This is a genomic window from Lysobacter xanthus (assembly GCF_047159895.1).
Map to the genome: position 1 here is coordinate 1 of NZ_BAAGAB020000096.1, position 7,910 is coordinate 7,910.

The following is a 7,910-nucleotide window of genomic DNA, read 5'->3' on the forward strand; positions in this document are numbered from 1 at the left end:
AGTCGATGACGGCCGAATGCGGCACCTCGGCGGTCGAGCCGCCTTTCACGCCGTCGAAGTAGGCCTTCCACTTCGGCCGATGAGCGTGGCGGTGCCCGGGCGGGACGCGGTGGCGATCGAATCGCGACGACTGGGCATCACGCTCGCCGTGTCGCTGGCGCTGCACCTCTTCGTGATCCTCGCCGTGGGCTTCGCGCCGGAGCGGGCCGCGCCCGTAGTGCCCACGCTCGACGTCATCTTCAGCGAGACGCAGAGCGCGCTGACGCCCAAGCAGGCGGATTTCCTCGCGCAGGCCAACAACCAGGGCGGCGGCGAGCACGAGAAGACCTCGCGGCCGCGCGAGCCGCAGAGCGGTACGGCGCCGCAGGTCGAGGCTGGCGTCGCGCCGCGCGAACTGCGCGCGCAGTCGCCCGCGCCGACGCCACCCCCGCAGGCGCGCATCGTCAGCAGCACGCGCGGGCCGGCGACGGACCCGACTCCGCAGGTCGCGCCGACGCCCACCGAAACACCCGCGCCGCCCGGCCCGGAGAAGATCGAGCGCGACGCCCGCATGGCGCGTCTCGCCGCGGAGATCCACCTGCGCTCCGAGCGTTACGCCAAGCGACCCAAGCGCAAGTTCGTCTCGGCGAGCACGCAGGAATACGCCTGGGCGACCTACCTGCGTGGCTGGGTCGACCGCGTCGAGCGCGTGGGCAACCTCAACTATCCCGACGAGGCACGTCGTCGCCGGCTGTCGGGCATGGTGGTGATCACGATCGCGATCCGCCGGAACGGCACCGTCGAGCGCGCCGACATCGTGCAGTCCAGCGGCGTCGCCACCCTGGACCAGGCGGCGCTGCGCATCGCACGGATGGCCGAGCCCTATCCGCCGCTGCCGAAGACGCAGGAAGACCCGGACATCCTCCACGTCACCCGCACGTGGTGGTTCCGTCCCGAAGGCTCGATGGTCGACGACTAGCGCGGCGCGATGCGCACCGCGCCGGGATGGGCGCGCACCTCGCGCCACGGCAGCACGGACCACTCCGGGTATTCGCAGCTGCGTACCACGCGCGGAAACGACGGGCCGACGTAGAGGCCGGCATCGGTCGCGTACCACGACGGGAACTTCCACAGCTCCGCATCCGCGTAGGCGCAGCCGTCCGCATCGTCTTCCTGGCGGCGCATTTCGGCGGGATGGTGCCGCGCCATCGCCCGGGCGAGCCACGGGGCGAGGACCGCGTCGCGGTAGTCGAAGAACGCCTGCTGCGTCGCCCCGTCCATCCGCGGCGGCGTGCCGGTGCCGAGCCACAGCACGTCCTCCAGGTCCAGCACCCGGCCGGTACGCGGATCGACGTTGAGCGGATCGTCGCCGAAGTCCGGATGCGCGCCGCCGCACGACCAGCTCGCGAACAGGCTGACGCTGAGGATCTCGGGGGCGATGCGGCGCAGCGTCGTGGTCGTGTCGTACTCGCCGCCGTCCATCGACCGGCACTCGGCTGCGCTGGCGACGAGGCTCCAGTGGCGGTCGCGCAGCAGGCGATTGAGGCGCGCACGCTCGGCTGGGCCGTAACCGCCGACGACCTGGAACAGTTCGACGTCGGTCGTCGGTTCGTCGTACCACTGCAACCGGTACGCGCCCACCGTCTGCAGTCGTGCGGGACGCAGGCGGAGTGTGTCGATGCGCCACGCGGCGTACAGGTCGTGCGCGGCCAGCGCGGCACGATCGGGATCGGGGGGCGTGCGCGCATGCGTGAGATGCACGGGCAGGCGGCGACCGTCGCGGCCGGTCCATTCGCCCGCGAGCGCGCCGGCGTCGGCCGCGTGCAGCGTCCAGTCGCCCGAGTCCTCCTTCAGGTGCAGCACGCCCGCCTCGCGCCGCCCTTCGATCGGGATGTCGCGGCGATGGCGCGTGTAGAAGTAGCGGCCGTAGACGGTGTCGTCGTCGACCGGCAGTTCGACGACCACCGACGCCGTGCCGATCGTGCCCTGCCAGACGGCGTCATCGGCATGCGCGAGCGCGCTGCAGGACAGCAGCAGCGCCAGCGCCGCCAGCCGCCGCAGCAACCTCACCGGCGCGAGTCCCGCAACGCCTGCTGCTGCACGAGCGTCAGCGCGACGTCGTTGCGCAGGTACGCCGGTTCGACGCGTTCCGGCGCGATGGCGGCGCCCTCGGCGAATGCGAGCACGCCGAGCCGCGCGACGTCGGCCGCGTGCGGCAGCGCCGCGGCGTCGACGTCCGCCAGCGACGTCGCGAGCCCGACCGCGAGCGCACCCTCGCCTGCCGCGAAACCCGTGCCGACGCCGGACCAGCCGTCGCCGTCGAGCACGACCTGCGGGGCGGCGAGGAGTCGTTCGTCGAGTACCGCATGCAGGCGTTCGCCCGTCCAGCGGTATCCGGCGACGTACAGCTCGCCCATACGCGCATCGATCGCGGCGAGCACCGGCGCGCCGGGCCGAGCGAGGGCCGCCGGGAGCGCGAGCGCGGCGAGCGTGGAGACGGGCACGAGCGGACGGTCGAGGCCGAGTGCCACGCCCTGCGCGATCGCGATCGCGAGGCGCACGCCGGTGAACGCGCCAGGACCGCGACCCACCGCGACCGCATCGATCTCGGCGCGCGCGAGGCCGGCGTCCGCGAGCAGCGCGTCCGCCCACGGCAAGGCGAGTTCGGCATGCCGCCGCGGCGCGACGTCAAAGCGTTCGACGATCTCGCCGTCCACGCTGAGGGCGACGGAGCAGGCTTCGGTGGCGGTTTCGAAGGCGAGGAGCTTCATGCGCCTATGGTCGCAGCTTCAGCCCGCCCCGAGCAGCGCACGCTGCGGGGCGACCCCATCGGCATCGACGCCGCGGCCGAAGAACTCGCGCACGTGCTCGACGTTGCGGGTCTTCGGAAACGGCGGCATCGAATTGAAGAAGACGCCGCCGTACTGCTTGGTCACCAGCCGCGGGTCGCACAGGACCAGCACGCCGCGGTCGGTCTCGGTGCGGATCAGGCGGCCGACCCCCTGCTTGAGCGCGATCACCGCCTGCGGCAGTTGCTCGTCGCGGAACGGATTGCCGCCGTTGCGGCGGATCGCATCGAGCCTCGCCTCGAACACCGGGTCGTCCGGCGCCGCGAAGGGCAGCTTGTCGATGACCACCACGCTCAACGCATCGCCGGCGACGTCGACGCCCTCGCGGAAGCTCGCGGCGCCGAGCAGCACGCCGTTGCCCGAGGCGCGGAAGCGCTCCAGCAGCACCGAGCGCGGCGCCTCGCCCTGCACGAACAACGGCCACGGGCCGCCGCGCAGCAGCTCGGCGGTTTCGCGAAGTGCGCGATGCGAGGCGAACAACAGGAAGGCGCGGCCGCCGGAGGCTTCCAGCACGGGGCGCACCGCTTCGACGACCGCGGCGGTGTAGTCGCGCGACGCGGGCTCCGGCAGCTGCGGCGGCACGTAGCACAGCGCCTGCGTGCTCCAGTCGAAGGGGCTAGGCGCGAGCATGGTGCGCGGCTGCCAGAGGCCGAGCTTGATGGAGAAATGTTCGAAGCGGCCGCCCACGGCGAGCGTCGCCGAGGTGAACACCCAGGCCGCCTGCGTGCGCGCACGGTGCTGCGCCAGCGGCGCGGCGACGTCGAGCGGCGTGCGCGAGAGTCGGAAACCGCGCGCGGTCAGCTCGTACCACAACACCGCGCCGTCGTTGCGTCGCTTCGCGGGCAGCGCGGCATCGTCGGCGTCGACGTCGTCGTTCTCGATCTCCACCACCGCGTCGTGGTCGGCCTCGTTGCGCCAGCGCGACAGGCGCGCGCGGAATTCGTTGGCGCGCGCCAGGCAGCTGTCGAAACCGGGTGAGGCAGGCGCGAGCGGCTGCAGGGCCTCGCACAAGGCGGCGAGCGCGTCGTCGAGCGCATCGAAGGCGGCCTCGACGGCGGGCTCCTCCTGCGCCCGGCGACGCGTGCCGCGCACGGGCAGCTCGTCCATCGCATTGCGCAGCAGACGGACGCGCTGCTCGACGTCCAGCGCGGGCGCCTGCACGGTGGCGAGCGACGACGGCACCTGCCGGCATTCGAGCACCGCATCGCGCGCGAGCTCCACGAGCGGGCGCGCGCTCAGCGATTCGCCGAAGAACTGCGCGGCGAGTTCGGGCAGCTGGTGCGCCTCGTCGATCACGAAGGCTTCGGCCCCGGGCAGGATTTCGCCGAAGCCCTCCTGCTTGAGGGCGAGGTCGGCGAGCAGCAGGTGATGGTTGACGACGACCACGTCCGCGGCCTGCGCGCGCTGGCGCGCCGAGACGACGAAGCAGTCCGAGAAAAAGGGGCATTCGGAGCCGAGGCAGTTCTCCGCGGTGCTGGTCACCAGTGCATGCAGCGGCGAGTCCTCGGGCAGGTCCTCGAGCTCGGCAAGGTCGCCCATGCGGGTGCGGCCCGACCACGCGACGATGCGCTGGAACTGCGCGACCTGGTCGCGGCTGGTGAAGCGTGGCTCGCCCTGCGCCTGCCGCATGCGGTAGTGGCAGAGGTAGTTCGAGCGGCCCTTCAGGAGCGCGGTCTTGAGGCCGACGCCGAGCGCCTGCCGCACGCGCGGAAGGTCGCGGTGGTAGAGCTGGTCCTGCAGTGCGCGCGTGCCGGTCGAGACGATCGTCTTGCGACCCGACAGCAGCGCCGGCACGAGGTAGGCGAACGTCTTGCCGGTGCCGGTGCCGGCCTCGGCGAGCAGCGTGCCGCGGGTATCGAACGCCTCGGCGATCGCGGCGGAGAGGTCCTGCTGCGCCGGCCGCGCACGGAAGCCGTCGAGCGCGGTCGACAGCGCCCCGCCGTCGGCAAGCGCCGCGCGGCTGGCGTCGGCCAGGCGGGACGTGCTCATTTCAGTAGCGCGGCGGCGGCTTGACGGTGCAGGCGTCGCGTGCCGCGGCGTGCTGCGTCGCGCGCGCCGACGCCGCGGCATCCCCGGACGCGGCGCGGATGCGCTCCACCTGCACCAGCGTCTCCAGTGCGCGACGGCACAGCGGTCCGACCTTCGGGCCGAGCGTGTGGGCACGGGTGGCCAGGTCCGCCGCGGCATCGGCGCGCCGCTGCAGCAGCGCGAGTTCCGCGCGTTCCTGCAGAAGCGCGGGGTCGTCGGCACGCTCGGTCAGCGCGCGGTCGAGGGCGACGGCCGCGGCGTCGAGACGACCGGCGCGTTCCTCGCTGCGGGCCAGTTCGCGGAGGTCCGCGACGAGCGGGTCCTGCAGCGGCTGCACGTCGACCTCGGTCGCCACCGCGGCACCGGCCGCACGCACCGAGGCGACCGCCGCGGCGGCGTCGAACGCGGGCGCCGGCGCGGAAGGCGGCGTTGTCGTCGTCGCGCAGCCGGCCAGGACCGCGGCGAGCGACGCCACGACCAGCGCACGCGTCACTGGCCGCCCTCGACGGGAGCCGGCGGCGGCACGCGCTTGGCGGGATCGGGCTCGGCGGGGCGATCGCCACCGAAGAGCGTGTTCCAGAACCCGCCGCCCTCCTGCGTTTCACCCGGGGCATCCTCGGGCAGGGGCGCGGGCGAGCCGTAGGGGCACGGCACGCGACCCGGCGCGTAGCCGGGCACGAACGGGAAGCGCTCCGAGCCCGGACAGCCGGGGTCGGTGGTGCTGCCGCCGGTCACCCACTGCCAGTCGACGCCGTCGTCCGGCAGCACCAGCGGCGCGCTGGGCAGGTGCGAGAACAGCGAGGACCACACGCGCATCGCGCCGGTCGCGCCGTACAGGCCGGTGGTCTTGTTCTGGTCGTTGCCCACCCAGATCACCGCGAGGTGGTCGCCGGTGTAGCCCGCGAACCAGCTGTCGCGGCCGTCGTTCGACGTGCCGGTCTTGCCCGCCGGCGACAGGTTGCCGCGACCGTCCGCCACGAGCTGGCGCGCCGTGCCGCGGTTGACCACCTGCTGCAATGCGTAGGTGACGATGCGCGCGGCCACCGCATCGCCTGGCTGCGGCGGCGCGGACGGCTTGTCGTAGCGGTTGAGCGCGCGTCCGTTCGCGTCGAGCACGCCGCGCACCGCGCGCAGGGGCTGGATGCGGCCTCCGGAAGCGAGGAACTGGTACAGCTGCGTCATCGCGTACGGGCTTTCGTCGATCGCGCCGAGGATCAGCGACGGGTTGACGTTGCCTTCGACTTCGATGCCCGCCAGCGTGCGGATGAGGTCGGCGAGCCGCTGCGGCCCGACCTGCATGCCCACGCGCACGGTCGCCTGGTTCATGGACTGCGCGAGCGCATCCACCATGCGGACGCTGCCGTGGCTGCGTCCGTCGGAATTGCCCGGCGACCACGACTTGCTGCCGGGGATCTTCACCGTGATCGGCGCGTCCTCGACGCGGCTGGCGAGCGACCACTTGTCCGGCTGCGCGAGCGCGAGCAGGTAGACGAACGGCTTGAGCAGCGAGCCCACCGGACGCTGCGCCTCGACCGCGCGATTGAAGCCGTGCTCGGTGAATTCGCGCGCGCCGACGGCCGCGACGACTTCGCCGCGGTGCACGTCGGTCACCACGAGGCCCGCCTCGAGCGGCGGTCGACGCGGCGACTCGAGCTTGCGTAGCGTCTGCGTGACCGCGCCTTCCGCATAGGCCTGCGCGGACGGCGACATGCCCGTCATCACGCTGAGTCCGGCACCGCCGAGCGCCTCGGTCGGGTAGTCGCGTGCCAGCTGGCGGCGCACGAGGTCGACGTAGGCGGGAAAACGGTTGGGGGCGAGCGTGGTCGGATTCGGGGTCACGCCCAGCGGCGCCTTCTGCGCTCGGTCGTGCTCGGCCTGCTCGATCAGCCCGGTCTCGAGCATCTTGTCCAGCACGAAGTTGCGACGCTCGAGCGCGCGCTCGGCATGCGAGCGCGGGTCGTAGTACGAAGGCCCGCGCACGATGCCGATCAGCAGGGCGATCTGCTCGGTGGTGAGGTCCTTCAGGTCGCGGCCGAACCAGAACTCCGAACCGGCCGCCACGCCGCGCACCGCCTGCGAGCCGTGCTGGCCGATGTAGACCTGGTTGAAGTAGGCCTCGAGGATCACGCTCTTGTCGTAGCGCGCCTCGATCAGCAGCGCGTAGAGGATCTCCTTGAACTTGCGGGTGAACGTCTGCTCCTGGCCGATGCCGAGCAGGCCGCTGCGCGCGAGCTGCTGCGTGAGCGTGCTGGCGCCCTGCCGGCGATCGCCGGTGCGCAGGTTCACCAGCACGGCGCGCGCCATGCCCGACATGTCGATGCCGAGGTGATGGTTGAAGTCGCGGTCCTCGACGGCCTGCAGGCCGGTGACCAGCAGGTCCGGCACCTCGTTGATGCGCACCAGCCGGCGCTCTTCCTGCTTCTGGCCGTAGAGCGTCGCGATGCGCGCCGGATCCAGCCGATGCACGCGCAGCGGGCGTCGCGTGTCGAGGTCGCGGACGCCCATCACGCGGCCGCCGGAGAGGATGACCTCCACCCGCTTGGCGGGCACCACACCGTCGACGTCGTGGAAGCCGCGGCTCGCCACGCGCCAGCGCCCGCCGGCCTGCGCGAACGTGCCCGGGCGCGCGCCGTCGCCCTCACGGTACGCCGCGGCGGCGAGCTCGGTACGCAGCGTGGCGCCGTCCATCGCCACGCCCGGCGCGAGCTCCAGCGGGCGCGCATAGACGCGCGTCGGCAGCTGCCAGCGCAGCTGTCCGAAGCGCTGCCCGACCTCGTGGTTGAGGTAGGTGACGTACGGGATGAGGAAGCCCAGCGCGAGTCCGACGACGACCAGCGCGGCGGTCAGCAGTCGGCGGCGCCAGCGCGGGGTGCCGCCGCCGTCCGCGGTGTCGTCGTCTTCGTCGTAATCGATTCGGGCCACGGAATGCGAGAATGAAGGGCTGTCGCCCGCCTGCCGCGAGTCTAGCGCAGGCGCCCGAGGGGCCCGTTCGCGCCCACCGGCCGGTTCACGCGGAGTTGGAGCCCTTCCTGTATGTCGACGACCGCGTTCCGA

The 7,910-nt window shown here is 72.7% G+C and carries 6 protein-coding genes; 1 reads left to right on the top strand and 5 read right to left on the bottom strand.

Annotation, left to right across the window (positions count from 1 at the left end; genetic code table 11):
- Nucleotides 1-79: 79 nt before the first annotated feature.
- A complete protein-coding gene (locus ACY35P_RS14520; protein ID WP_462116557.1) occupies nt 80-958 on the top strand; it encodes an energy transducer TonB family protein in 879 nt (292 codons plus the stop codon).
- Here the strand turns inward: ACY35P_RS14520 and ACY35P_RS14525 are convergent.
- Genes ACY35P_RS14525 through mrcB form a run of 5 tightly spaced genes read right to left on the bottom strand, consistent with a single transcriptional unit; the run spans nt 955 to nt 7,778 of the window.
- Nucleotides 955-2,049 (bottom strand): hypothetical protein, encoded by a 1,095-nt coding sequence (locus ACY35P_RS14525; protein ID WP_462116552.1) that lies wholly within the window; start codon nt 2,047-2,049, stop codon nt 955-957. The genes ACY35P_RS14520 and ACY35P_RS14525 overlap by 4 nt on opposite strands.
- A complete protein-coding gene (gene tsaB / locus ACY35P_RS14530; RefSeq protein WP_462116553.1) occupies nt 2,046-2,750 on the bottom strand; it encodes a tRNA (adenosine(37)-N6)-threonylcarbamoyltransferase complex dimerization subunit type 1 TsaB in 705 nt (234 codons plus the stop codon). The genes ACY35P_RS14525 and tsaB overlap by 4 nt, the downstream gene beginning before the upstream one ends.
- Nucleotides 2,751-2,768: 18 nt before the next feature.
- Complete coding sequence (locus ACY35P_RS14535) at nt 2,769-4,817, bottom strand: ATP-dependent DNA helicase (RefSeq protein WP_462116554.1); 2,049 nt, start codon at nt 4,815-4,817, stop codon at nt 2,769-2,771.
- Between the two features lies 1 nt (nt 4,818).
- Nucleotides 4,819-5,349, bottom strand: coding sequence for a hypothetical protein (locus ACY35P_RS14540; RefSeq protein ID WP_462116555.1), 531 nt, complete (start codon nt 5,347-5,349; stop codon nt 4,819-4,821).
- Entirely contained in the window at nt 5,346-7,778 is a 2,433-nt protein-coding gene (mrcB, locus tag ACY35P_RS14545) for a penicillin-binding protein 1B (RefSeq protein ID WP_462116556.1), read from the bottom strand. The genes ACY35P_RS14540 and mrcB overlap by 4 nt, the downstream gene beginning before the upstream one ends.
- Nucleotides 7,779-7,910: the final 132 nt, after the last annotated feature.